Source organism: Stenotrophomonas sp. NA06056 (assembly GCF_013364355.1).
In the GTDB taxonomy this organism is placed as follows: Bacteria; Pseudomonadota; Gammaproteobacteria; order Xanthomonadales; family Xanthomonadaceae; genus Stenotrophomonas.
Genome location: NZ_CP054931.1, coordinates 459,390 through 484,603, shown reverse-complemented (window position 1 = coordinate 484,603; position 25,214 = coordinate 459,390). Strand labels below are relative to the sequence as shown.

The following is a 25,214-nucleotide window of genomic DNA, read 5'->3' as shown; positions in this document are numbered from 1 at the left end:
CTGGTAGACGCATGGTGCCACGCGGGAACGAAAAAGGGCGATCCTCCCGGACCGCCCCTTGTTTCGCTCTCAACCAGCCACGTCCAGTGTTACTCCACCGTCACGCTCTTGGCCAGGTTGCGCGGCTTGTCCACGTCGGTGCCGCGTGCCAACGCGGTGTGGTATGCCAGCAGCTGCACCGGAATGGTGTGCACCACCGGGCTGAGCACGCCAGCATGGCGCGGCGTGCGGATCACGTGCACGCCTTCGGATTCGTTGAAGTTGCTGTCCTGGTCGGCGAACACAAACAGCTCACCGCCACGCGCCCGCACCTCCTGCATATTGGATTTGACCTTCTCCAGCAGGCTGTCATTGGGTGCGATCACCACCACCGGCATGTCCTCGTCCACCAGCGCCAGCGGCCCGTGCTTGAGCTCGCCGGCCGGGTAGGCCTCGGCGTGGATGTACGAAATTTCCTTGAGTTTGAGCGCGCCTTCCAGAGCAATCGGATAGTGCAGGCCGCGGCCCAGGAACAGCGCACTGCTCTTGCGTGCGAAGCGCTCGGCCCATGCAGCGATCTGCGGCTCCATGTTCAACGCATGCTGCACGCTGCCCGGCAGGAAACGCAGCTGCTCCAGGTAGTCCGCTTCCTGCGCGGCATCAACGCGGCCATGCAGCTTGCCAAGGACCACGGTCAGCTGGAACAGCGCAGCCAGCTGGGTGGTGAAGGCCTTGGTCGACGCTACGCCGATCTCGGCGCCGGCGCGGGTGTAGCAGACCAGTTCACTGGCACGCGGAATCGCGCTTTCCGGCACGTTGCAGATCGACAGCGTGTGCTTGTGGCCCAGCGACTTGGCGTACTTCAGCGCTTCCATCGTATCCAGCGTTTCGCCGGACTGGGAGATGGTCACGATCAGGTGCTTCGGGTTGGCATACGCAGCGCGGTAGCGGTACTCGCTGGCGATTTCCACGCTGCACGGCAGGCCGGCAATGGCCTCGATCCAGTAGCGCGCGGTCAGGCCCGAGTAGTAGCTGGTGCCGCAGGCCAGGATCTGCACGCCTTCGATGCCCGACAGTACCGCCGCGGCATTCTTGCCGAACAGCTCGGCCGGGAAACCACCGGCGTCGATCGCCGCTTCGATGGTGTCAGCCAGTGCACGCGGCTGCTCGTGGATTTCCTTCTGCATGAAGTGGCGGTACGGGCCAAGCTCCAGCGAGGCCAGCGAGACATCGGACAGGTGCACGTCGCGCTCGACCGGCTGATCGTTGCCGTCGAAGATGCGCACACCCTCTCGGCGGATCTCGGCGGTGTCGCCCTCTTCCAGGAAGATCACCTTGCGCGTGGCCGACAGCACGGCCGACACATCGGACGCCACGAAATTCTCGCCCTCGCCCAGGCCGACCAGCAACGGGCAGCCCATGCGCGCACAGACGAAACGTTCTGGTTCGGCACGGCTGACCACGGCCAGTGCGTAGGCACCGGTCAGTTCCTTGACCGTGTGCTGCAGCGCGACCAGCAGGTCATCGCCATTCTTCAGGTGGTGGTGGATCAGGTGGGCGATCACTTCGGTATCGGTCTGCGACTCGAAGGTATAGCCCAGCGCGCGCAGTTTCTCGCGCTGCTCTTCATGGTTTTCGATGATGCCGTTGTGCACCAGCGCCACGCCGTGGCTGATGTGCGGATGCGCATTGGCCTCGGTAACGCCACCGTGCGTGGCCCAACGCGTGTGGCCGATGCCCAGGCTGGCAGTGAAGCCTTCGGCCTCGGCAGCAGTGGCCATTTCAGAGACACGACCGGTACGGCGCACGCGGCGCACGTCGGGCCGTTCGGCCTGATCGATCACGGCGATACCGGAGGAATCGTAACCACGGTATTCCAATCGCTTCAGTCCTTCGATCAGGACCGGCACCACATCCCGTTGGGCGATCGCACCTACGATTCCACACATGTCACGCATTTCCTTGAAGACGGTCGCCGCATTCTAGCCTGCGTGTCCGCCAGCCCCCTCCTGTCCGCTTAATGAAAGTGTCCGGAAAGGTGTCCGCGGACACCCGGACAGCCGAGGAAGATCTGCAAATCATTGATGGAAAAGGAAATAAAGTTGGCACGCTGTGTGCTTTGTGTAGAGCACCACTCTGGCACCACCGACAGGCACGAACCCGATGATCCGCGACACCTCCGCCCAGGACCAGATCGTTTCCTCCGCTTCGGCCAGTGCGCCCAAGGCCGCATGGCACCGTTACCGCTGGCCGGCCCTGGCTGGCATCGCCCTGCTCGCCGGCATCGGCTGGGCCGTGCATGCCTGGTCCAACGCCAGCCGCTCGTTCGACAGCAGCCGGGTACGCATTGCCGAGGTCCAGCGTGGCGACCTGGTGCGCGACATCGCCGCCGACGGCCGCGTGATCGCCGCCAACAGCCCGGTGCTGTATGCGATCTCCGCTGGCACCGTCGACCTGAAGGTGGTGGCCGGCGACGTGGTCAAGAAGGGCCAGGAGCTGGCGATCATCGACAGCCCCGAGCTGCGCAGCAAGCTGGCGCAGGAGGAGGCCACCCTGGCCGGCCTGGAGGCCGAGGCCAGCCGCGCCAACCTGGATGCGACCCTGGCCCGGGCCAAGTCACGCAAGGAAACCGACCAGGCCAGCATCGAGCGCCAGGCCGCCGACCGCGACCTGCAGCGCTACCAGCGCGGCTTCGATGGTGGTGCGGTGCCGCAGATCGATCTGGCCAAGGCCCAGGACACCCTGAAGAAGGCCGACATCAGCCTGGCCAATGCCACCACCGATGCGCGCCTGCAGAGCCAGGGCGCGGATCTGGACGCACGCAACAAGCGCTTGCTGGCCGACCGCCAGAAGGCCGTGGTGGCCGAAGTACAGCGACAGGTGGACGCGCTGACCCTGCGCGCACCGTTCGACGGCCAGGTGGGCCAGGTGCAGGCCACCCAGGCCACCAACCTCGCCGCCAACGCGCCGGTGCTGGGCGTGGTCGACCTGTCCAAGTTCGAAGTCGAGATCAAGGTGCCCGAGAGCTTCGCGCGCGATCTGGCGATCGGCATGCCGGCGCAGCTGACCGGCGGCAACGGCCAGCCGTTCCCGGGCGAGATCAGCGCGGTGTCGCCGGAAGTGGTCAACGGCGAAGTCAACGCGCGCGTCCGCTTCGCTGCGGCCCAGCCGGAAGGCCTGCGCCAGAGCCAGCGGATGTCGGTGCGGGTGCTGCTGGATACCCGCAAGAACGTCATGAAGGTCGAGCGCGGCCCGTTCGTGGAACAGGGCAACGGCGTGGCGTACGTGATGGACGGCCGCACTGCGGTGCGCCGTCCGGTCGAACTGGGCGTCAGCAGCCTGGGCGAAGTGGAAATCAAGTCGGGTGTGCAGCCGGGGGACCGCATCGTGGTCTCGGGCAGCGACCTGTTCAAGGACGCCGAACGCGTCTCCGTCAACTGACAACTCATACATCCTGGAGAGAGGACACCCCATGTACATGCTCGAAATGCGTTCGGTCGCCAAGGTCTTCCGTACCGAACAGGTGGAAACCCACGCGCTGCGTTCACTGGAACTGCAGGTCAAGGAAGGCGAGTTCGTCGCCGTCACCGGCCCATCCGGCTCCGGCAAGACCACCTTCCTCAACATCGCCGGCCTGCTGGAGACCTTCACCAGCGGCACCTACATGCTTGATGGCCAGGACGTCAGCAAGCTCGGCGATGACGCGCGCAGCCGCCTGCGCAACCAGAAGATCGGCTTCATCTTCCAGGGCTTCAACCTGATTCCGGACCTCAACCTGTTCGACAACGTCGACGTGCCGCTGCGCTACCGCAGGATGAGCGCCGGCGAGCGCCGCGAGCGCATTGAAAAGGCGCTGAGCCAGGTTGGCCTGGGCTCGCGCATGAAGCACTACCCGAACGAACTCTCCGGCGGCCAGCAGCAGCGCGCGGCGATTGCCCGTGCCCTGGCCGGCAGCCCGCGCCTGCTGCTGGCTGACGAACCGACCGGCAACCTGGACACGCAGATGGCGCGTGGCGTGATGGAACTGCTGGAAGAGATCAACGCCGCCGGCACCACCATCGTCATGGTCACCCATGACCCGGAACTGGCCGCACGCGCGCAGCGCAACGTACACATCGTCGACGGCCAGGTCACCGACCTGGTGCGCGAGCCGGTGCTGGCCACCCCACGTCGCATCGTCGCCGTCAACGAGTGAGGGCACGACCATGTTCGCCTACTACGCCCGACTGGCGGTGCGCAGCTTCCGCCGCAACAAGGTACTGACCGCGCTGATGGTGGTGGCCATCGCGCTGGGCATCGGTGCTTCGATGACCACCCTGACCGTGTTCCATGTGCTGTCCGGCGATCCGATCCCGGACAAGAGCGACCGCCTGTTCTACGTACAGGTTGATCCGCGCCCGCGCTCGGGTTACCTGACCGGTGAAGAGCCGGAGACCCAGATGACCCGTTTCGATGCCGAGACGCTGCTGCGCGAGAAGCGTGGCGAGCGCCAGGCGATGATGAGTGCCGGCGATGTGACCGTCGAGCCGGAAGGCAGCACGCTGAAGCCGTTCAACATCGATACGCGCTGGACCTCGGCCGATTTCTTCCCGATGTTCAACGTGCCGATGCTGTATGGCCGTGCCTGGACGGCCAGCGACGATGACGGTCGCGCCCGCGTTGTGGTGCTGTCCAAGGTGATCAACGACAAGCTGTTCCAGGGTGCCGACAGTGTCGGCCGCCAGGTCCGTGTCGATGGCCATTCGCTGCGCGTGATCGGCGTGATGGACACCTGGAATCCGGAACCGCACTTCTTCGACCTGACCGTGGGCAACTACGGCCGCGAAGAGGATCTGATGATGCCGCTGTCCACCGCGATGGACCTGAAGTTCGGCAGCAACGGCAACATGAACTGCTTCCGCGACGGCGCCCCCGACGACGACAGCAACTCGATCAACGCGCCGTGCACCTGGGTCCAGTACTGGGTGGAGCTTGACCCGTCCAAGGCCGAGGACTACCGCCGCTACCTGGTCAACTATTCGGACCAGCAGCGGGCTGCCGGCCGTTTCGAGCGTCCGGCCAATGTGCGCCTGCGTACCGTGATGGAATGGCTGACCTTCAACAACGCGGTGCCCAGCGACGTGCGCCTGCAGATGTGGCTGGCGCTGGGTTTCCTCGGTGTCTGCCTGGTCAACACCGTCGGCCTGCTGCTGGCCAAGTTCCTGCGCCGCAGCGGTGAGATCGGCGTGCGTCGCGCACTGGGCGCCAGCCGCGGGCAGATCTTCCTGCAGTGCCTGGTCGAAGCGGGTGCGGTGGGCGTGGTCGGTGGCGTGCTCGGTATCGGGCTGGCGCTGCTGGGCCTGTACGCGGTGCGCCAGCAGCCGGTGGACTACGCCAAGCTGGCCCACCTGGACGGCAGCATGCTGCTGCTCTCGCTCGGCCTGACCCTGCTCGCCAGCATCGCTGCCGGCTTCCTGCCCGCCTGGCGCGCGATGCAGGTCACCCCGGCCATCCAGCTCAAGTCGCAGTAAGCACCGGAACGAGGACATCCCATGGACATCCGCCCCATCCTCAGCACCCTGCGCCGGCACAAGACCGCAGCCGCATTGATCGTGCTGGAAATCGCCCTGACCTGCGCCATCGTCTGCAATGCCCTGTTCCTGGTCACCCAGCGCGTGGAGAAGATCAGCCAGCCCAGCGGCCTGGTCGAGAACGAACTGGTCATGGTCCGGGTCAACGGCATCGGCAAGCAGACCAACGCCATGGCCCGCACCAACGAAGACCTGGCGTCGCTGCGCGCGATTCCCGGCGTGACCAGCGTGGCCAAGGTCAACCAGCTGCCGTTCCGCCGCAATTCGAGCAACACCAGCATCTCGCGCGAGCGGGAGCAGGAACGCCCGACAGCCTTCGTGTCGCAGTACATGGTTGGTGAAAACGCTCTGTCCACGCTGGGCCTGCAACTGGTCGCCGGGCGCGATTTCCTGCCCAGCGAGTACATCGACCTGGAAGAAGCGCAGAAGAATCCCAAACCTGACCGCGCCGCGCCGGTGATCATCAACCAGCAGGTCGCCGCCAAGATGTATCCGGACCAGAGTGCGCTGGGCAAGACGTTCTACATGGGCAACCAGGCGCTGCATGTGGTCGGCGTGGTCGCCCACCTGGCCACTCCGACCGACTACAACGACAACAGCACCCTGTCGATGATCCTGCCGGTGCGTACCGACTTCACCCGCGGGCCGTACATGCTGCGGACCTCGCCGGAGCGCCGCGATGAAGTGCTGAAGGGCGCACTGGCCGCGCTGGAGCACAACGACCCCAACCGCCTGGTGCGCGAGAAGCTGACCTACCAGGAACAGCGCGCCGACTACTTCAAGAACGACCGCTCGATGGTTGGCCTGCTGGTCACCGTGTGCATCGCGCTGCTGGTGGTCACTGCACTGGGCATCGTCGGCCTGGCCAGCTTCTGGGTGCAGCAGCGCAGCAAGCAGATCGGCATCCGCCGCGCCTTGGGCGCCACCCGTGGACAGATCCTGCGCTACTTCCAGACCGAGAACTTCCTGCTGGCCACGCTGGGCATCGTGCTGGGCATGCTGGCGGCCTACGCCATCAACCTGGCGCTGATGAACATGTACGAGCTGCCGCGCATGCCGCTGCTGTACCTGCCACTGGGCGCGGTACTGCTGTGGTTGCTGGGCCAGATCGCCGTGTTCGGCCCGGCCCGCCGTGCCGCTGCCGTGCCGCCGGCCGTCGCCACGCGGGGGGCATGAGATGCGTGCCAGCCTACTGCTGATGTTGTTGGCCCTGCCGCTGCCGGTACTCGCCGGCAGCAGCAGCGCGCAGACGCTGGAGTGGCGCCAGGACGATGCGCGGCTGGCGCTGCGCTCCACCGAGGGCGTAGTACGCGTGGATGCAGCCAGCCCGGAGGCCCGCTTCGGCGTGCGCAGCGGCGACCGCATCCTGCGCGTGGACGATTCGCCGGTGCGGCAGATCGAGCAGCTCGCCGACGCCGTGCAGGCGGCATCGACGGCCACCGTCCACCTGCTGCTGCGCCGCGATGGCCGGATGCTCACCGTGCCGGTGAACGTAGCCCAGTGGCGCCCCGCGCTGGCGCCACCGCCGCCGCGGCCGGCTCCCCCACCTCCGCCGCCGCCAAGGCGTTGAGGCCCGGCGGCCCCTGCGCCGCCATCGGTTTGGCTATGCTTGGTGGGTGGCGCCGAAAGCTCCGGCGTCATCCACCCTTTTCCGTGCGCGGCGCCGACGCTTTCCGGCGCTTCCCTGCCCTCCCAGAAGCCGCCGAATGCCTGCGATCCTGATCATCGACGACAACGCCAGCGTGGGTACCGCGCTGGACGTGCTGTTCTCCCTGCACGACATCGACACCCTGCTGGCGCAGAGCCCGGCCGAAGGGCTGGCGCTGCTGGAGTCACAGGCGGTCGACCTGGTGATCCAGGACATGAACTTCAGCGAGGACACCACCTCCGGCGAGGAAGGCGAGGCACTATTTGCGCAGATCCGCGAACGCCACCCCGATCTGCCGGTGATCCTGCTGACGGCCTGGACGCACCTGAGCAGCGCAGTGGACCTGGTCAAGGCCGGTGCCGCTGATTACCTTGCCAAGCCCTGGGATGACCGCAAGCTGCTGACCACCGTCAACAACCTGCTGGAACTGTCCGAAGCCCGGCGCGAGCTGGACCAGCGACGCCAGCGCGAACAGCGCCAGCGCCATGCACTGGAAGACAAGTACGCGTTGTGCGGCGCGGTGTTCGCCGACCCCGCCAGCGAACGTGTCATCGCCCTGGCCTGCCAGGTCGCGCGTTCGGAACTGCCGGTGCTGATCACCGGCCCCAATGGCGCCGGCAAGGAAAAGATCGCGCAGATCATCCAGGCCAACTCGCTGGTGGCCAAGGGTCCGTTCGTCGCAGTGAACTGCGGCGCCCTGCCCTCCGAACTGATCGAGGCCGAACTGTTCGGTGCGGAGGCTGGCGCCTACACCGGCGCCAACAAGGCACGCGAAGGCAAGTTCGAGGCGGCCGACGGCGGCACGCTGTTCCTGGACGAGATCGGCAACCTGTCGCTGGGCGGGCAGATGAAGCTGCTGCGCGTGCTGGAGACCGGACGCTTCGAACGCCTGGGCTCCAACCGCGAACGCCAGGTCAAGGTGCGCGTGGTCAGTGCGACCAATGCCGACCTGCCGGCAATGATCCGCGAGGGTACCTTCCGCGAAGACCTCTACTACCGGCTCAACACGGTGGAACTGGCGCTGCCGCCGCTGGCCGAGCGCCCCGGCGACATCGTGCCGTTGGCCGAGCATTTCCTCAGCATCGGCAAGCCGCTGTCCAGCGCGGCCGCCACTGCGCTGCAACGCCACCTGTGGCCGGGCAACGTGCGCGAACTGCGCAACGTGATCCAGCGTGCCGAACTGCTGGCCACGGGCAACCGCATCGACGCTGCCGATCTCAACCTGCCGCGTGCGCCTGCTGCGCCACGCCCGACACCGAGCGCCGGCAACGATCCCGACCGCGCGCGTATCGAAGAAGTGCTGGCGCGCAACCACGGCGTCATCGCACAGGCGGCCAACGAGCTGGGACTGAGCCGGCAGGCGCTGTACCGGCGCATGGACCGTCACGGCATCCCGCGCGAATGAAACGACGCTCGTTCACCTTCCGCCTGTTCCTGCGCCTGCTGCCGGTGCTGGCGCTGGCTGCCGCGCTGCCGTGGCTGCTGGCCTACTGGATGGACCATGGCTGGGTGGTGACCACCGTTTCCACGATCGTCCTGCTGGCATTGATGTGGTGGACGCTGCGCCGCGCCACCGCACCGGTGCGCTCGTTGATGCGCGCGCTATCCGGGACCACCAGCAGCTACCGCGACGGTGAGTACAACTTCGGCGTGCACTGGCCCGGCAACGACGAGCTGGGCGACCTGGTGGCGGCACACCGCGAACTGGGTGACGTGTTGCGCGAGCAGCGCCAGGGCCTGGTGCAACGCGAACTGCTGCTGGACACCATGGTGCAGAACACCCCGGTGGCAATGCTGCTGATCGCCGCCGGCGGCGATGGCATTTCCCGCGTGGTGTTTTCCAACCTGGCTGCGCGCAAGCTGCTGCACGGCGGCTGGAAGCTGGAAGGCCAGCGCATGGAAGACGTGCTCGAGCAGCTGCCGGTGGAGCTGCGCGATGCCATCGGCCGCGGCGGCGACAGCCTGTTCGCGGTGAAGTCGGAAAACGAAGACGGCGTGGAGGGCGACGAGGATGACGAACAGGTCTATCACCTGTCGCGGCGTGCGTTCCAGCTCAACGGCCGCCCGCATGACCTGCTGCTGGTACGCCAGCTCACCGCCGAACTGCGCCGACAGGAAGTGCAGACCTGGAAGAAGGTGATCCGGGTGATCAGCCACGAACTCAACAATTCGCTGGCGCCGATCGCCTCGTTGGCGCACTCCGGTGGCGAGCTGGTCAAACGCGAGCGCTTCGACCGGCTGCCGGAGATCTTCACCACCATTGAAGACCGCGCACGCCACCTGGAAGGCTTCATCCGGGGCTACGCACGTTTCGCCAAGCTGCCACAGCCGCAACTGCAGACCGTGCACTGGGCGCCGTTCCTGTCCAGCCTGTGCCAACAGATTCCGTTCACGATGGAGCGTGAACTCGACGAGGAGCTGAGCAGCCGGATCGACATCGCCCAGTTCGGCCAGGCCCTGCTCAACCTGCTGAAGAACGCGCACGAGGCCTGCGCCGAAGCAGATCCGCCCAACGACGACGTGCAGGTGCAGCTGACCCGGCTGCCGCAGTGGTTGCGGCTGGATGTGCTGGACCGTGGCAAGGGCATGAACGAGCAGGTGCTGCAGAATGCGCTGATGCCGTTCTATTCGACCAAGCGCAATGGCACCGGGCTGGGGCTGGCACTTACCCGCGAGATCGTCGAGGCGCACGGCGGCAGGGTATCGCTGCAGAACCGAACCGACGGTGGGCTGTGTGTGTCGATTCTATTGCCGCTGAGCTGACGAGTGGCCGTATCCACGCATGGCGTGGATCTACTGGACCGCGCGAACCCGGTAGATCCACGCCATGCGTGGATATGCCTGCCAAGGTCGGGAACGATCAGAAGCACGCACGGCGCTGTGCGGGCATCCACGTGCCGCCACTACAGAACCCGCCGCATCGCCACGCGCAGATGCATCGGGAATCCCAACGCGGCTTCCTCGGCCATCACCGCTCGCAGGCCTGCACCCCACTCTGCCTCCGGCAGCGCATTGAACCCTTCGCTGGCGTAAAAAGACGCATTCCACGGCACATCGGACAACGTGGTCAGTACCGCAGCCGGATAGCCACGCGTCCTGGCCTCGGCCAGCGCATGCCTCAGCAGCGCTCTTCCATAACCACGCCGCGCGTGGCTGGGGTCTACATCCATCTGCAGCACATGGAAATCGCCATCGAGCACGCCGCCCAGCAGGTAGCCGGCGATGTCTCCGTCCACTCCTTCGATGACCCACAACTGGCCACGCTGCAGTCCAGCCTGCAACGTAAGCAGGTCCAGACCATGACCGGCGAACACCGGGTACGCCTCATGACCGCGCAGCAGTTCCCCCGCACGCTGTTCGATGCAGGGCAGCGCGTCGAGTTCGTCGACGCGCGGCGGCCTCGGCTCAGCTTTTCTTGACGGGTCGCTGCCAACCATCGATCGTTTCCTGGCGCGCACGGGCCACGGTCAGCTTGCCGTCCGGCGCAGAGCGGGTGATGACCGAACCTGCAGCAATCGTCGCCCCTTCACCGATCAGTACCGGTGCAACCAGCGAGCTGTTGGAACCGATGAACGCGTTGTCGCCAATGGTGGTGGTCGACTTGTTCACGCCGTCGTAGTTGCAGGTGATGGTGCCCGCACCGATGTTGACCTTGCTGCCGATCACCGCATCACCCAGGTAGGTCAGGTGGTTGGCCTTGCTGCCGACGCCCAGAGTGACCTTCTTGGTTTCCACGAAGTTGCCCACGTGCACGCCATCGGCCAGCACGGTACCCGGGCGCAGGCGCGCGAACGGACCGATCTGTGCCGCACCCTCGCTGATCACGCCTTCGACATCGCAGTGCGCGCGCACTTCGGTGCCGGCGCCGAGGGTGACGTCCTTCAGCCGCGTGAACGGGCCGATGGTTACGCCATCGCCGAGCACCACCTTGCCTTCGAGGATCACATCGACATCGATCATCACATCGCTGCCGACAATCACCTCACCGCGGATATCGACCCGCGCCGGATCGCGTACGCGCGCGCCCTGGATGCACAACGCACGCACCGCGCGCCGCTGCCAGGCCCGTTCCAGCTGCGAAAGCTGCCATGGATCGTTCGCGCCTTCCGCGTCCTGTGCATCGGCCACCAACGCCATCTCCGCCGGAGTGAACTCGCGGGCGGCGAAGGCGAATACATCGGTCAGGTAATACTCGCCCTGCGCGTTGCTGTTGGACAACTGCGACAGCCAACGCCGCAGCGCCGTCGACTCAGCGGTGATGATGCCGGTATTGATGATGCGCACCCGGCGCTGTTCGTCATCGGCGTCCTTCTGCTCGACAATCGCCCCCACCTTGCCTTCGGCATCGCGCAACACGCGACCGTAGCCGGTGGGGTCCTCGACATCGGCCACCAGCACCGCCAGCCGGCCGGGCTGGGCCAGCAGGTCGCGCAGTGTCTGCGCACGGATCAACGGCACATCGCCGTACAACACCAGCACCTGTGCGGCGTCGGGCACCTCCGGCATGGCCTGGGCCACGGCGTGGCCGGTTCCCAGCTGCTGTGCCTGTTCCGCCCACAACAGGTCCGGCTGGTCAGCAAAGTAGTGCCGCACCTGATCCCCGCCATGGCCGTACACCACGTGGATGGCAGCCGGCTGCAGTTCCCGCGCCGTGGCGATCACATGCGCCAGCATCGGCTGCCCGGCAATCGGCTGCAGAACCTTGGGCAGCACCGATTTCATGCGCTTGCCGGCGCCGGCGGCGAGGATGATGACGTGCAGGGGTTGGGTCATGCGGGCGATCCACGATTCGATGGCGATGATTCTAGAACGGGGGCCGTTAACATGGAGCCCCCACCTTGCCCCCGGCACCATGAGCCTGCTCCGCCAAGGCCGTTCCTATCTCGTCGTCGGCCTGCTGCAGTTGCTGCTGGACTGGGCGGTGTTCGTACTGGCGACGGCGGCCGGCATGCCTGCGGCGCCTGGCAACGTCTGCGGACGCGTTGCCGGCATGTTGCTGGGCTTCTGGCTCAATGGACGCATCACCTTCGCCGATGCCAACGGGCAGCGCCTGGGTTGGCACCGCTTCGCACGATTCCTGCCGCTGTGGTTGCTGTTGACCCTGGCCAGCACGCTGCTGGTGACCGCCGCCGACCAGGCGCTGGGTCTGCAGTACGCCTGGCTGGCAAAGCCGCTGGTGGAAGCCTGCCTGGCGGTGGTGTCTTTCCTGCTGCTGCGCCACGTCGTGTACCGGTAAAGGCGCTTCGGTGCGTCGTCGGCACATGCAACGTCGGCACATACAAAAACGCCGGCACATGGCCGGCGTTCCTGCTTGATGACGCTGAGCCTCAGTGCTTGAGGGTCTTGCGCAGGCGCTCCAGCGCCTGCAGCTGGACAACGGCTTCGGCCAGCTTCTGCTGGGCTTCGGCCACTTCCATCGCTTCGCCGCGGTTGGCCAGGATGCGTTCGGCTTCTTCCTTGGCCTTGCGGACCGAGGCTTCGTCGATGTCCTGTGCGCGGATCGCGGTGTCGGCCAGCACGGTCACCACCTGCGGCTGCACTTCCAGGATGCCGCCGGAAATGGCGAAATCCAGCTGCTCGCCGCTCGGCGTGGTCACTACCACCTTGCCCGGCTTCAGGCGGGTGATCAGCGGTGCGTGCTTGGGCGCGATGCCCAGTTCGCCCAGCTCACCGGTGGCCACGACCAGGGTCGCTTCGCCACGGAAGATTTCCTGCTCGGCGCTGACGATGTCGCAACGGATGGTGCTCATGTAACTCTCTTCGCTAGGGGGCGGGTCGGACCCACCGCAGGGATTCCGCAGCGGTGGGCGCAGGCCCACCCCGTGTCACGGTCGGGACGGGCGTGTGCCCGTCCCTGCCGCATCAGGCCTTCTCGGCCATCTTCTTGGCCTTCTCGACCGCTTCTTCGATGCTGCCGACCATGTAGAACGCCTGCTCCGGCAGGTGGTCGTACTCGCCATCGACGATGGCCTTGAAGCCACGGATGGTGTCCTTCAGCGACACGTACTTGCCCGGCGAGCCGGTGAACACTTCGGCCACGTGGAACGGCTGGCTGAAGAAGCGCTCGATCTTGCGGGCGCGCGACACGGCCTGCTTGTCTTCTTCGGACAGTTCGTCCATGCCCAGGATGGCGATGATGTCCTTCAGTTCCTTGTACTTCTGCAGGGTCTGCTGGACGCGCTGGGCGGTGTCGTAGTGCTCGTGGCCGATGACCAGCGGGTCCATCTGGCGGCTGGTGGAATCCAGCGGATCGACCGCCGGGTAGATACCCAGCGAAGCGATCGAACGCGACAGGGTCACGGTCGAGTCAAGGTGGGCGAAGGTGGTCGCCGGCGACGGATCGGTCAAGTCATCGGCCGGCACGTAAACGGCCTGGATCGAGGTGATCGAACCGTTCTTGGTCGAGGTGATGCGCTCCTGCAGGACGCCCATTTCCTCGGCCAGGGTCGGCTGGTAGCCCACTGCCGACGGCATACGACCCAGCAGTGCCGACACTTCGGTACCGGCCAGGGTGTAGCGGTAGATGTTGTCGACGAACAGCAGCACGTCCTTGCCCTTGCCGTTTTCGTCCTTCTCGTCGCGGAAGTACTCGGCCATGGTCAGGCCGGTCAGGGCGACGCGCAGACGGTTGCCCGGCGGCTCGTTCATCTGGCCGTACACCATCGCGACCTTGTCCAGGACGTTGGAGTCCTTCATCTCGTGGTAGAAGTCGTTGCCCTCACGGGTACGCTCACCCACGCCGGCGAACACGGACAGACCGCTGTGCGCCTTGGCGATGTTGTTGATCAGTTCCATCATGTTGACGGTCTTGCCGACGCCGGCGCCGCCGAACAGGCCGACCTTGCCGCCCTTGGCGAACGGGCACATCAGGTCGATGACCTTGATGCCGGTTTCCAGCAGCTCGGTGGCCGGCGACTGGTCTTCGTACGACGGAGCAGAGCGGTGGATTTCCCAGGTATCGCTGGCGGCAACCGGACCGGCTTCGTCGATCGGACGGCCGAGCACGTCCATGATGCGGCCCAGGGTGCCAGCACCGACCGGCACGGAAATACCGCGTTCGGTGTTGGTGGCCACCAGGTTGCGCTTCAGGCCATCGGTGGAGCCCAGCGCGATGCAGCGGACCACGCCGTCACCGAGCTGCTGCTGCACTTCCAGGGTGATTTCGGTGTTGTCCACCTTCAGCGCGTGGTACACCTTCGGCACCGACTCGCGGGGGAATTCGACGTCGACGACGGCGCCGATGATCTGAACGATCTTGCCCTGACTCATTGCTGCATCCTCTAAATGTGTGCTTTTAACGAACGCGGTCAGACTGCTGCCGCGCCGCCGACGATTTCGGAGATTTCCTGGGTGATCGCTGCCTGGCGGGCCTTGTTGTAGACCAGCTGCAGGGTTCCGATCAGCTTGTTGGCGTTGTCACTGGCCGACTTCATCGCCACCATGCGCGCGGCATGTTCGGAAGCGACGTTTTCCAGCAGCGCCTGGTACACCAGCGACTCGATGTAACGCGTCATCACGTGCTCGAGCACGGTCGCGGCATCGGGTTCGTACAGGTAGTCCCAGTCGTGATGCGCAACCTGCTTCTCCGCGGCCGGCAGCGGCAGCAGCTGATCGAAGCTGGCCTTCTGCACCATGGTGTTGACGAAGCGGTTGTAGACCAGGTACACGCGGTCGACCTTGCCTTCGGTGAAGGCGTCGAGCATGACCTTGATCACACCGATCAGCGATTCCAGCTTCGGCGTGTCACCGATGTGGGTCACCGTGCCGACCATGTTCACCTTGACCCGGCGGAAGAAGGTCGACGCCTTCTGGCCGATGGTCACCAGGTCCACTTCGGCGCCCTTGTCCTGCCAGGCCTTGGCTTCGCCAAGCATCTTGCGGAACAGGTTGTTGTTGAGGCCGCCGGCCAGACCGCGATCGGAGGAGATCACGATGAAACCGACCCGCTTGACCTGCTCACGCTCGACCAGGAACGGATGCTGGTAGTCGGTGCTGGCCTGCGCCAGGTGGCCGATCACCTGCTTCATCGCCTGCGCGTACGGACGCGAGGTCTTCATCCGATCCTGCGCCTTGCGGATCTTGGAGGCCGAGACCATTTCCAGGGCGCGCGTCACCTTGCGGGTGTTCTGCACGCTCTTGATCTTGGTTTTGATTTCGCGTCCGCTTGCCATCTCTTATTCCCGTGGCGCGGGGCCTGGGCCCCGCGTTGTTCAACCGTTTGATCGTCTGGTCCAGCGGAGCATCGCTCCGCTCTACAGGACCTCGATTACCAGCTGCCGGTGGTCTTGAACTCGACGATGCCCTTCTTGAAGGCACCTTCGATGTCGTTGTCCCAGCCGCCGGTGGCGTTGACCTTGCCGATCAGTTCGCCCTGGGTGTTGGCGAAGTGCGCGTGCAGGCCTTCTTCGAACGCCAGCAGCTTGCTGACCGGCACGTCGTCGAGGTAACCCTCGTTGACGGCGTAGATCGACAGCGCCTGGTTGGCGATCGACATCGGCGCGTACTGCTTCTGCTTCATCAGCTCGGTGACGCGCTGGCCGCGCTCCAGCTGCTTGCGGGTGGCTTCGTCCAGGTCCGAGGCGAACTGCGCGAACGCAGCCAGCTCGCGGTACTGGGCCAGCGAGATACGGATGCCGCCGGACAGCTTCTTGATGATCTTGGTCTGCGCCGAACCACCGACGCGCGACACCGAGATACCGGCGTTCACGGCCGGGCGGATGCCGGCGTTGAACAGGTCGGTTTCCAGGAAGATCTGGCCGTCGGTGATCGAGATCACGTTGGTCGGAACGAAGGCGGACACGTCGCCGGCCTGGGTTTCGATGATCGGCAGCGCGGTCAGCGAACCGGTCTTGCCGGTGACCTTGCCTTCGGTGAACTTCTCGACATATTCCTCGGACACGCGGGCAGCGCGCTCGAGCAGACGGGAGTGCAGGTAGAACACGTCACCCGGGTAGGCTTCACGGCCCGGCGGGCGCTTCAGCAGCAGCGAGATCTGGCGGTAGGCCACGGCCTGCTTGGACAGATCGTCGTACACGATCAGCGCGTCTTCGCCGCGGTCCATGAAGTACTCGCCCATGGTGCAGCCCGAGTAGGCGCTGATGTACTGCATCGCGGCCGATTCGGACGCGGTGGCAGCCACCACGATGGTGTGCGCCAGGGCGCCGTTCTCTTCCAGCTTGCGCACGATGTTGGCAACGGTCGAGGCCTTCTGGCCGATCGCTACGTACACGCACTTGATGCCGGTGCCCTTCTGGTTGATCACCGCATCGATGGCCAGCGCGGTCTTGCCGGTCTGGCGGTCACCGATGACCAGCTCGCGCTGGCCACGGCCGATCGGGATCATCGAGTCGACCGACTTGTAACCGGTCTGCACCGGCTGGTCGACCGACTTGCGCCAGATCACGCCCGGAGCAACGCGCTCCACCGGAGCGGTCAGCTCAGTGCCCAGCGGGCCCTTGCCGTCGATCGGCTCGCCGAGCGCGTTGACGACGCGGCCCAGCAGTTCCGGACCCACCGGCACTTCCAGGATGCGGCCGGTGGTCTTGGCGACGTCACCTTCGCGCACTTTCTCGTAGCCACCCAGGACCACGGCGCCGACCGAGTCGCGCTCCAGGTTCAGGGCCAGGGCGAAGGTGTTGTTCGGCAGTTCGATCATTTCGCCCTGCATCACGTCGGCCAGACCGAAGATGCGCACGATGCCGTCGGACACGCTGGTCACGGTGCCTTCGTTGCGCGATTCCGCGGCCAGCTTGACCTTCTCGATGCGGTTCTTGATCAGTTCGCTGATTTCGGAGGGGTTGAGCGTGGTTGCCATCGTCAAGTCCTAGTGCCGGCAGCGGGGCCGGACGTTAAATGAATTCAGTTAGCGAGCGCGGTCTGCAGACGGGCCAGCTTGCCCTTCAGCGAACCATCGATGACCACGTCGCCGGCGTCGATCACAGCGCCGCCGATCAGCGAGGCGTCGACCGCGGTGGCCACTTCGACCTCGCGGTTGAAGCGCTTGCGCAGCGCGGCCTTGATCGCGTCCAGCTCGGCAACCGACAGCTCGGCCGCGGAGGTCACGGTGGCCTTGACCACGTGCTCGGCCTCGGCGCGCAGCGCGTCGAACATGCCAGCGATTTCCGGCAGCAGCGGCAGACGATGCGATTCGGCAAGCACAGCCAGGAAGCGCGAGTAGGTCTCGCCGCGGGACTCCGGCGCCAGCAGGGCGACGGCGTCATCGCGACCCAGCTCCGGGTTGGCGAGCAGGGCCGCCACGCGCGGGTCGGCGGCGACGTGGGCGGAGAACGCCAAAGCGTCCGACCACGGCGCGAACGCGCCTTCGTCACGCGCGGTCGCGAAGGCGGCGCGGGCGTACGGGCGGGCAAGCGTGAGGGCCTGGCTCATCCTTAAATCTCCGAGGCCAGCTCGTCGAGCAGCGCCTTGTGGGCGTTGGCGTCGATTTCGCGCTTGAGCAGCTTTTCGGCACCGGTCACGGCCAGCGCGGACACCTGCTTGCGCAGATCTTCACGGGCACGATTGGCGGCGGCGTCGATTTCGGCCTGGGCCAGGTCCTTCTGACGGGTGGCTTCGGCAACAGCTTCGTTGCGGGCCGCGTCGACGATCTGGTTGGCACGCGCATGGGCCTGGTCGATGATCTCGTTGGCCTTGGTGCGGGCTTCCTTCAGCGCTTCATTGACCTTGTCCTGCGCCTGGGCCAGATCTTTCTGGCTGCGGTCGGCAGCAGCGAGGCCTTCAGCGATCTTCTGCTGGCGCTCTTCGATCGCGTTCATCAGCGGCGGCCAGATCTTGGTCGCGATGAGCCAGATCAGGGCGGCAAAGGCCAGGGCCTGGGCGATGAGGGTAAAACCGATATCCATGGGGTTCGCTCAGTCGGTTGTGACGGGATGGATGCGCCGCCGCACGGGCGGCGCCTCCGAACCTTCATCCGCGACCAGGCGCCTGCGGCGCCCGGTCGTTTCGCTTTCGCTGGATCAGCCAGCGATTGCCGGCAGGCGCGAGACGAACTCGCCGACCATCGGGTTGGCGAAGGCGAACAGCAGGCCAACGGCGACCGAGATGATGAAGGCGGCGTCGATCAGGCCGGCGGTGATGAACATACGGACCTGCAGGACCGGGATCAGCTCCGGCTGGCGCGCGGCCGACTCCAGGAACTTACCAGCCATGATGGCCAGACCCAGGCCAGCGCCCAGCGCGGCCAGGCCGATCATGATGCCGACGGCGAGGACGGTGGAGCTCTGAACTTGGGCGAGATTGGTCAGGACGGCGAAGTACATGGTTTTCTCCAGGAACTTGATTGCTAAGGGTTTAGAAACAAACGGATGAAGGGTGAAGCGAAACTCAGTGAGCGTCTTCCGACAGGCTCAGGTACACGATGGACAGCATCATGAAGATGAAGGCCTGCAGCGGAATCACCAGAAGGTGGAACAGCATCCAGCCGAAGCCGGCGAACGCGCCTGCAAACATGCCGGCGATACCTGCACCGCCCAGCACCCAGATCAGCAGGAACACGATTTCACCGCCGAACATGTTGCCGAACAGTCGCATCGCCAGCGAGATCGGCTTGCTCAGCCACTCGACGATGTTCAGGATCAGGTTGAACGGCATCATCCACTTGCCAAACGGTGCGGTCAGGAATTCCTTGGCGAAACCGCCAAAGCCCTTGGAGCGCAGCGCGAAGAAGAGCATCAGGAAGAACACGCTGATCGACATGCCCAGGGTGGCATTGACGTCGGCGGTGGGCACCGGCTTCCAGTACGGCACGCCCATCAGTTCGAGCGGCTTGGCGATGAAGTCGGCCGGGATCATCTTGATGAGGTTCATCAGGAGGATCCAGAAGAAGATCGTGATCGCGATCGGGGTCACCAGCTTGCTGGTGCCGTGGTAGGTGTCCTTGGCCTGGCGGTCAACGAACTCCAGGCAGATCTCGACGAATGCCTGCCACTTGCCCGGCACGCCGGAGGTGGCCTTGCGGGTGCCGAGCCAGAAGGCGACGACCATCACCAGGCCCATCAGCAGCGAGGTCACCAGCGTGTCCACGTGGATTGCCCACGGAGAGCCATGACCTGCAGTCAGATTGTGCAGGTGATGCTGGATGTAGGAGGTGGGTGTAAGCGCCTCGCCTGCCATGTGTCCGGAACCTTAAGTTAAATGAATTCGATTAGCGCCTGGCCATGGCCAGGACCTGGAACATCAGCCCGACGGCGATACCGGCCAACAGCGCCAATGCAGGCAGCTTGAAGACCAGGAACCCCACCATCAGGACACCAAAAACGAGCGCCCACTTGGCCACGATCGCAACGATCAGGCGTGCCATGGCCGAACCGGCCCCCAGCGCACCACCACCCAGCGCCATCCGTGCCGCCACCCAACCACCGGCCGAAACCGCCACACCGGATGCCAGGGCACCAAGGGCATACTTCGGCCCTACCAGCAGGAAGGCCAGAGCCAGGACAGCCACTGCGGCCAGCGGGTAGACCGCGGCGCGCAGCATCAGTCGCCGACCCGTTTCTACGGAGTTCAGCACAGGACGTCCCGCGTGGTTACAAGTGGATGGCTGAGGCGACTACAGCAGGGGGGCCTCATCGAGCCGCCAAATTATAGCAATGGGACAATTTGCGAGACAACCGGTCCCTGTTCATATCGGAACAGCGCAAGTTGCGGTAAGGGCTGCGGTTTTGCAGCCCACCACGGGGACAATGACATCTGCGCGATGTTGCGACGCAACGCATTGAACTTTGGTCGCAGGCGATGGAACTTTCCGCCGACGGCATGGGTCCGATCCTGCGACCTGCCTGCAGCTACCTCGTCGACGCTCCGCGTGCAGGTCCCCATGATGGCCCCGAAGCGCCGCTCCGGGGCCATCTTTTTCGCAGGGCGCTGACGGCGCTGAACCGTCCACACCGCGTGGACCATACGTTCACGGATGGTGGACAGCGACGTCCGGCAAAGTGGCCTTCATTCCGATGAACCACTGCAAGGACTCTTTCGATGCGCTCCGTCCCCACCCTGCTCGCCCTCTCGCTTCTCGCCGCCGGCGCGTCGTTCGCCTCCGCTGCCCATGCCGCCGAAGGCGATGACCGCTTCGCCCTGCGCCTGGGTGCGATGAACATCGACTCGGACAACACCCTGCGCGGCAATACCAATGTCGCCGGCCAGGACATCGGCTTCTCCGAGGACTTCAAGCTGGGTGGCAAGGAATGGGAGCCGCGCATCGACGGCATGTTCCGCATCAGCAACCGCCAGCGACTGCTGTTCAACTACTTCAAGTACGACAAGGACCGCCGCGAGACGCTGGGCCAGGATATCTCCTTCGGCAACGTCAACGTGCCGGCCGACAGCTTCGTCAAGGCAGAGCTGAAGTACCAGGTGGCCAGCCTGGTGTATGACTACTCGGTGGTGGATACCGAGAAGTTCGATCTGGGCCTGCAGCTGGGTGCCGAATACGCCAAGGTCAGCACCAAGGGCTACGCCGATCTGGGCACTGTGTATGAAGGCCAGTTCCTGGACGAGAAGACCGACGGTGTGGCGCCGGTGGTCGGTGCACGCCTGAGCTTCACCCCGTCCGAAAAGTGGATGATCACCCTGCAGGGCCAGTACCTCAACACGCGCTGGGGCAGCTTCGACGACTACAAGGGTGACCTCAGCCGCGCCAACGCGATCGTCGATTACCGTTTCACCGACAACTTTGGCGTGTTCGCCGGCTACGACTGGTTCAAGCTGGACGCGGACAAGAAGGGCAGCGACGGCACCATCGGCCTGAAGCAGGAATTCAAGGGCCCGGTGGCCGGTATCAGCGTCACCTTCTAAGCCCTATCCCCTTCCACAGCCTCTCTCCTGGCGCGGCCTCCGGAACATCGGGGCCGCGTTTTTTGTGCTGCTGTTGCTCCGTACAGGGGCAAGAGCAGGATGGTCGAGCGCTGGAGGGAGAGGGGGCTGGGTGCGAATGTCCCCCGGCGCCGGCCTGCGGCCGTCACCTCCTCCTTTACTTCGCACCCAGCCCCCTCTGCCTCCGCGTGCCAGGCATCCACGCTGCCTTTGTAGTGGCTGCTGCTCTACCTTCCGCAAGCCGAGCCGCTGCGCGGGTGGCAGGCGTTTGGACAAAGTAAAGGAGGAGGCGACCGCCACAGGCGGGCGACGGGGGACATTTGTCGAAATGCCTGCCGCCCGTGCAGCGGCCCCACCGCCCGCAATGAGATTGATCGACGCCCAACAAAAAACCCCGGCAGAGGCCGGGGCTTCTCGTTCGCAAAGGCGCAGGCGCCTTATTTCTTCTTCGGCATGTACAGATCGGTGATCGTGCCGTCGTAGATTTCCGAGGCCATCGCCACCGATTCGCTCAGCGTCGGGTGGGCATGGATGGTGTGGCCGATGTCTTCGGCTTCCGCACCCATCTCGATCGCCAGGCCGATCTCGGCCAGCAGGTCACCGGCGTGCACGCCAACGATGGCGCCACCGATGATGCGGTGGGTCTCTTCGTCGAAGATCAGCTTGGTGAAGCCCTCGGTACGGCCGATGCCGATCGCGCGGCCGCTGGCGGCCCACGGGAACTTGGCCACGCCGACCTTCAGGCCCTTGGCCTTGGCTTCGGTCTCGGTGACACCGACCCAGGCGATTTCCGGGTTGGTGTAGGCCACCGACGGAATCACGCGGGCCACCCACTCCTTCTTGTGGCCGGCAGCCACTTCGGCCGCCAGCTTGCCCTCATGCGTGGCCTTGTGGGCCAGCATCGGGTTGCCGACGATATCGCCGATGGCAAAGATGTGCGGCACGTTGGTGCGCATCTGCCGGTCGACCGGAATGAAGCCGCGATCGGTGACCTGCACGCCGGCCTTTTCGGCATCGATCTTCTTGCCGTTCGGCGAGCGGCCCACGGCCACCAGCACGCGGTCGAAGGTGCCCTGCGCCAATGCGGGCGCCTGGCCTTCCTCGGCGGCTTCGAAGGTCACGGTGATGCCCTTGGCATCGGCGGTGACGCCGGAGGCCTTGGTCTTCAGATGGACCTCGATGCCCTGCTTCTTCAGGCGGTCGGCCAGCGGCTTGACCAGGTCCTTGTCGGCGCCCGGCATCAGCTGGTCCATGAACTCGACCACGGTGACCTTGCTGCCCAGCGCGCCATACACGGTGGCCATTTCCAGGCCGATGATGCCGCCGCCGACGACCAGCAGCGAAGCCGGCACTTCGGCCAGTTCCAGCGCGTCGGTGGAATCCATCACGCGCTTGTCGTCCCACGGGAAGTTCGGCAGCTTCACCGCCTGCGAACCGGCGGCGATGATGCACTTCTGGAAGCGCAGCAGCTGGGTGCTGCCGTCAGCGGCGGTGATTTCCAGCTCGTTGGCCGAAACGAACCTGCCCACGCCCTGCACGTTGCGGACCTTGCGCTGCTTGGCCATGCCGGCCAGGCCCTTGGTCAGCTGGTTGACGACCTTTTCCTTGTACTGGCGCAGCTTGTCCAGGGTGATGGTCGGCTTGCCGAACTCGACGCCGAAATCACCGGCGTGGGCGACTTCGTCGATCACCGCTGCGGCATGCAGCAGTGCCTTGGACGGAATGCAGCCCACGTTGAGGCAGACGCCGCCGAGGCTGGCGTAACGCTCGACCAGCACGGTGTCCAGGCCGACGTCGGCGGCGCGGAAGGCGGCGGTGTAGCCGCCCGGGCCCGAGCCCAGCACGACCATTTCGCATTCGATGTCGGCCGGCTTGCCGCTGGACAACGCCGGCTTCGGTGCGGCCGGTTCGGCCGGGGCGCGGTGCGACGGGGTCACCGGCGGCTTGCTGGACGGAGCAGCTGCTGCCGGAGCCGGCGCAGCGGCCTTGGCCGGGGCTTCGGCGGCGCCTTCAGCGTCCAGCACCACGACCACGGCACCCTCGGACAGGGTGTCGCCCAGCTTGACCTTGATTTCCTTGACCACGCCGGCAGCCGAGGACGGCACTTCCAGAGTGGCCTTGTCCGACTCCAGGGTCACCAGACCCTGATCCTTCTTCACCGTGTCGCCGACGGCGACCAACACTTCGATCACCGGCACATCGCTGTAATCGCCGATGTCGGGAACCTTGACTTCAATCGTGGCCATGGTGGGTTTTCCTCGTGCCCGACCGGCGTGGCCGATGGGCTGTCACTGCGTTTCGACAGGCGGCCGCGCCAGGGGCAGCGGCCGCACGGTGGGGGGCGAAGCGGTGCCTTACAGCAGCACGCGGCGCATGTCGGCCAGTACCTGCGACAGGTACGTGGTGAAGCGTGCGGCCAGAGCGCCGTCGATGACGCGGTGGTCGTAGCTCAGCGACAGCGGCAGCATCAGCTTCGGCGCGAATTCCTTGCCATTCCAGACCGGCTGGATGGAGGACTTGGACACGCCCAGGATGGCCACTTCCGGTGCATTGACGATCGGGGTGAACGCGGTGCCGCCGATGCCGCCCAGCGAGCTGATCGAGAAGCAGCCGCCGCTCATGTCGGCAGGGCCCAGCTTGCCGTCGCGCGCCTTCTTGGCCAGCTCGCCGGTTTCCTGCGCGATCTGCACCACGCCCTTCTTGTCGACATCGCGGATGACCGGAACGACCAGGCCGTTCGGGGTATCGGCCGCGAAACCGATGTTGAAGTACTTCTTCAGGGTCAGGTTCTCGCCGCTGGCATCCAGCGAAGCGTTGAACTCGGGGAACTGCTTCAGCGCCGCAGCGCTGGCCTTGATCAGGAAGGAGAGCATGGTCAGCTTGATGCCGGCCTTCTCGTTCTCCTTGTTCAGGGCAACGCGCAAGCCTTCCAGATCGGTGATGTCAGCCTGCTCGAACTGGGTGACATGCGGGATCATCGCCCAGTTGCGGGCCAGGTTCGCACCGGAGATCTTCTTGATGCGCGACAGCGGCTGCACTTCAACATCGCCGAACTTGCTGAAGTCGACCTTCGGCCACGGCAGCAGGTTGAGGCCACCGCCGGCGGCCACGGTGCCACCGGCAGCCGCCGGAGCGCCGCCGCTGAGCGCGGCCTTGACGAACTTCTGCACGTCGGCCTTGCTGATGCGGCCGCCCTTCTCGGTACCGCTGACCTGCAGCAGGTCGACACCCAGCTCACGGGCGAACACGCGGACCACCGGCGATGCGTAGGGCACCTTGGCCGGCAGCACGCCATCGGCATTGAACTGCACCGGCGGGCTGCTCGGCGCGCCGGCCGAGGGGGCGCTGGCGATCTCGCGGGCAGCCAGTTTGTCCGGCTGCGCCGGCACGGCGACCGGCTCGACCTTGGTGGCCGTCTCGGCGGCGGCCGGGGCAGCCGCAGCGGCAGCCTTGGCCGGGGCCGGGGCCGGGGCGGCAGCGCCTTCGGCTTCGATGATGGCGACCACGTTGCCCTGCGACAGATTGTCGCCGACCTTGACCTTGATCTCCTTGACCACGCCGGCGACCGACGACGGCACTTCCATGGTGGCCTTGTCGCTTTCCAGCGTGACCAGGCCCTGGTCCTTCTTCACCGTATCGCCCACGGCGACCAGCACTTCGATGACCGGAATGCCGCTGTAATCGCCGATATCCGGCACCAGCGCTTCAACCGCGCCACCGCTGGCAGCGGGGGCGGCCTGGGCGGCAGCGGCCGGAGCGGGAGCCGCCTGGGTGGCAGCGGCCGGAGCAGCGGCCTTGGCCGGCGCCGGCGCAGCGACCGGCTGGGCAGCCTCGCCGTCAGCCACTTCGATCAGTGCCACGACCTTGCCCTCGGACAGGCTGTCGCCCAGCTTGACCTTGATTTCCTTGACCACGCCGGCCACCGAGGACGGCACCTCCATGGTCGCTTTATCGCTTTCCAGCGTGACCAGGCCCTGGTCCTTCTTCACCGTATCGCCGACGGCAACAAGCACCTCGATTACCGGGATATCGCTGTAGTCACCGATATCGGGGACACGTGCTTCCTTGATTTCGGCCATGGGGAGAACTCCGGCAATCTGGTGTAGGGAAACGTCTATTGTGCGGCCAGCGGGAGCCAGCGCCAACCGTTACAGGTGTTTTCAGTACGCACGCAGCCGGGACACGCTGTT

22 protein-coding genes and 1 pseudogene are annotated in these 25,214 nt (G+C 65.5%); 9 read left to right on the top strand and 14 right to left on the bottom strand.

Going from position 1 to position 25,214, the window contains the following annotated elements:
- Positions 1-89: 89 nt before the first annotated feature.
- Positions 90-1,928 carry a glutamine--fructose-6-phosphate transaminase (isomerizing) gene (glmS, locus tag HUT07_RS02165; protein ID WP_176019532.1) on the bottom strand — a complete coding sequence of 613 codons (1,839 nt, stop codon included), beginning with the start codon at positions 1,926-1,928 and terminating at the stop codon, positions 90-92.
- A 214-nt stretch (positions 1,929-2,142) separates the two neighbouring features.
- Between glmS and HUT07_RS02160 the strand changes: the two genes are divergently transcribed.
- The 7 genes and pseudogenes from HUT07_RS02160 to HUT07_RS02130 form a co-directional block, all read left to right on the top strand.
- Entirely contained in the window at positions 2,143-3,420 is a 1,278-nt protein-coding gene (locus tag HUT07_RS02160; RefSeq protein ID WP_176019531.1) for an efflux RND transporter periplasmic adaptor subunit, read from the top strand.
- Between the two features lie 31 nt (positions 3,421-3,451).
- Positions 3,452-4,174, top strand: a complete 723-nt coding sequence (locus HUT07_RS02155; protein ID WP_025877338.1) for an ABC transporter ATP-binding protein — start codon at positions 3,452-3,454, stop codon at positions 4,172-4,174.
- A 10-nt stretch (positions 4,175-4,184) separates the two neighbouring features.
- Entirely contained in the window at positions 4,185-5,489 is a 1,305-nt protein-coding gene (locus HUT07_RS02150; RefSeq protein WP_176019530.1) for an ABC transporter permease, read from the top strand.
- A gap of 21 nt (positions 5,490-5,510) precedes the next feature.
- Positions 5,511-6,725, top strand: a complete 1,215-nt coding sequence (locus HUT07_RS02145) for an FtsX-like permease family protein (protein WP_176019529.1) — start codon at positions 5,511-5,513, stop codon at positions 6,723-6,725.
- Between the two features lies 1 nt (position 6,726).
- Positions 6,727-7,119, top strand: coding sequence for a PDZ domain-containing protein (locus HUT07_RS02140; RefSeq protein WP_176019528.1), 393 nt, complete (start codon positions 6,727-6,729; stop codon positions 7,117-7,119).
- A gap of 136 nt (positions 7,120-7,255) precedes the next feature.
- On the top strand, positions 7,256-8,602 hold the full coding sequence (locus tag HUT07_RS02135; RefSeq protein ID WP_176019527.1) for a sigma-54 dependent transcriptional regulator: 1,347 nt from the start codon (positions 7,256-7,258) through the stop codon (positions 8,600-8,602).
- Positions 8,527-9,960, top strand: a pseudogene (locus HUT07_RS02130) (ATP-binding protein); the annotation flags it as partial. The gene HUT07_RS02135 and the pseudogene HUT07_RS02130, both read left to right, overlap by 76 nt.
- 140 nt (positions 9,961-10,100) lie before the next feature.
- Here HUT07_RS02130 and HUT07_RS02125 read toward each other — a convergent pair.
- Both HUT07_RS02125 and glmU read right to left on the bottom strand, forming a co-directional pair.
- Positions 10,101-10,634, bottom strand: coding sequence for a GNAT family N-acetyltransferase (locus HUT07_RS02125; RefSeq protein WP_176019525.1), 534 nt, complete (start codon positions 10,632-10,634; stop codon positions 10,101-10,103).
- The gene (gene glmU / locus HUT07_RS02120) at positions 10,603-11,970 is read right to left on the bottom strand and encodes a bifunctional UDP-N-acetylglucosamine diphosphorylase/glucosamine-1-phosphate N-acetyltransferase GlmU (RefSeq protein WP_176019524.1); all 1,368 of its coding nucleotides are present in this window, start codon (positions 11,968-11,970) and stop codon (positions 10,603-10,605) included. The genes HUT07_RS02125 and glmU overlap by 32 nt, the downstream gene beginning before the upstream one ends.
- Positions 11,971-12,049: 79 nt before the next feature.
- Here glmU and HUT07_RS02115 point away from each other — a divergent pair, with 79 nt between their 5' ends.
- The gene (locus HUT07_RS02115) at positions 12,050-12,433 is read left to right on the top strand and encodes a GtrA family protein (protein ID WP_176019523.1); all 384 of its coding nucleotides are present in this window, start codon (positions 12,050-12,052) and stop codon (positions 12,431-12,433) included.
- A 91-nt stretch (positions 12,434-12,524) separates the two neighbouring features.
- Here the strand turns inward: HUT07_RS02115 and HUT07_RS02110 are convergent, their stop codons facing one another.
- The 9 genes from HUT07_RS02110 to HUT07_RS02070 form a co-directional block, all read right to left on the bottom strand.
- Positions 12,525-12,947: a F0F1 ATP synthase subunit epsilon gene (locus HUT07_RS02110; protein ID WP_025877355.1), complete on the bottom strand. Its 423-nt coding sequence runs from the start codon at positions 12,945-12,947 to the stop codon at positions 12,525-12,527.
- A gap of 112 nt (positions 12,948-13,059) precedes the next feature.
- Positions 13,060-14,466 carry a F0F1 ATP synthase subunit beta gene (gene atpD / locus HUT07_RS02105; RefSeq protein WP_176019522.1) on the bottom strand — a complete coding sequence of 469 codons (1,407 nt, stop codon included), beginning with the start codon at positions 14,464-14,466 and terminating at the stop codon, positions 13,060-13,062.
- Between the two features lie 38 nt (positions 14,467-14,504).
- Positions 14,505-15,368, bottom strand: coding sequence for a F0F1 ATP synthase subunit gamma (atpG, locus tag HUT07_RS02100; RefSeq protein ID WP_089237047.1), 864 nt, complete (start codon positions 15,366-15,368; stop codon positions 14,505-14,507).
- Between the two features lie 95 nt (positions 15,369-15,463).
- Positions 15,464-17,011: a F0F1 ATP synthase subunit alpha gene (atpA, locus tag HUT07_RS02095; protein WP_176019521.1), complete on the bottom strand. Its 1,548-nt coding sequence runs from the start codon at positions 17,009-17,011 to the stop codon at positions 15,464-15,466.
- Positions 17,012-17,055: 44 nt separating this feature from the next.
- Positions 17,056-17,583 (bottom strand): F0F1 ATP synthase subunit delta, encoded by a 528-nt coding sequence (locus HUT07_RS02090; RefSeq protein ID WP_089237051.1) that lies wholly within the window; start codon positions 17,581-17,583, stop codon positions 17,056-17,058.
- A gap of 2 nt (positions 17,584-17,585) precedes the next feature.
- Positions 17,586-18,056, bottom strand: a complete 471-nt coding sequence (locus HUT07_RS02085) for a F0F1 ATP synthase subunit B (protein ID WP_025877365.1) — start codon at positions 18,054-18,056, stop codon at positions 17,586-17,588.
- Between the two features lie 114 nt (positions 18,057-18,170).
- Positions 18,171-18,473 carry a F0F1 ATP synthase subunit C gene (atpE, locus tag HUT07_RS02080; RefSeq protein WP_089237053.1) on the bottom strand — a complete coding sequence of 101 codons (303 nt, stop codon included), beginning with the start codon at positions 18,471-18,473 and terminating at the stop codon, positions 18,171-18,173.
- Positions 18,474-18,537: 64 nt separating this feature from the next.
- Positions 18,538-19,326 (bottom strand): F0F1 ATP synthase subunit A, encoded by a 789-nt coding sequence (gene atpB / locus HUT07_RS02075; protein WP_176019520.1) that lies wholly within the window; start codon positions 19,324-19,326, stop codon positions 18,538-18,540.
- Between the two features lie 31 nt (positions 19,327-19,357).
- The gene (locus HUT07_RS02070) at positions 19,358-19,690 is read right to left on the bottom strand and encodes a hypothetical protein (protein ID WP_032952006.1); all 333 of its coding nucleotides are present in this window, start codon (positions 19,688-19,690) and stop codon (positions 19,358-19,360) included.
- Positions 19,691-20,187: 497 nt separating this feature from the next.
- On the opposite strand from HUT07_RS02070, the gene HUT07_RS02065 reads away from it, so the two are divergent.
- The gene (locus tag HUT07_RS02065) at positions 20,188-21,006 is read left to right on the top strand and encodes a hypothetical protein (RefSeq protein ID WP_089237057.1); all 819 of its coding nucleotides are present in this window, start codon (positions 20,188-20,190) and stop codon (positions 21,004-21,006) included.
- A gap of 455 nt (positions 21,007-21,461) precedes the next feature.
- Here HUT07_RS02065 and lpdA read toward each other — a convergent pair whose 3' ends face one another.
- Positions 21,462-23,270: a dihydrolipoyl dehydrogenase gene (gene lpdA / locus HUT07_RS02060; RefSeq protein ID WP_176019519.1), complete on the bottom strand. Its 1,809-nt coding sequence runs from the start codon at positions 23,268-23,270 to the stop codon at positions 21,462-21,464.
- A gap of 108 nt (positions 23,271-23,378) precedes the next feature.
- Positions 23,379-25,103 carry a dihydrolipoyllysine-residue acetyltransferase gene (gene aceF / locus HUT07_RS02055; RefSeq protein WP_176019518.1) on the bottom strand — a complete coding sequence of 575 codons (1,725 nt, stop codon included), beginning with the start codon at positions 25,101-25,103 and terminating at the stop codon, positions 23,379-23,381.
- Between the last annotated feature and the right edge of the window lie 111 nt (positions 25,104-25,214).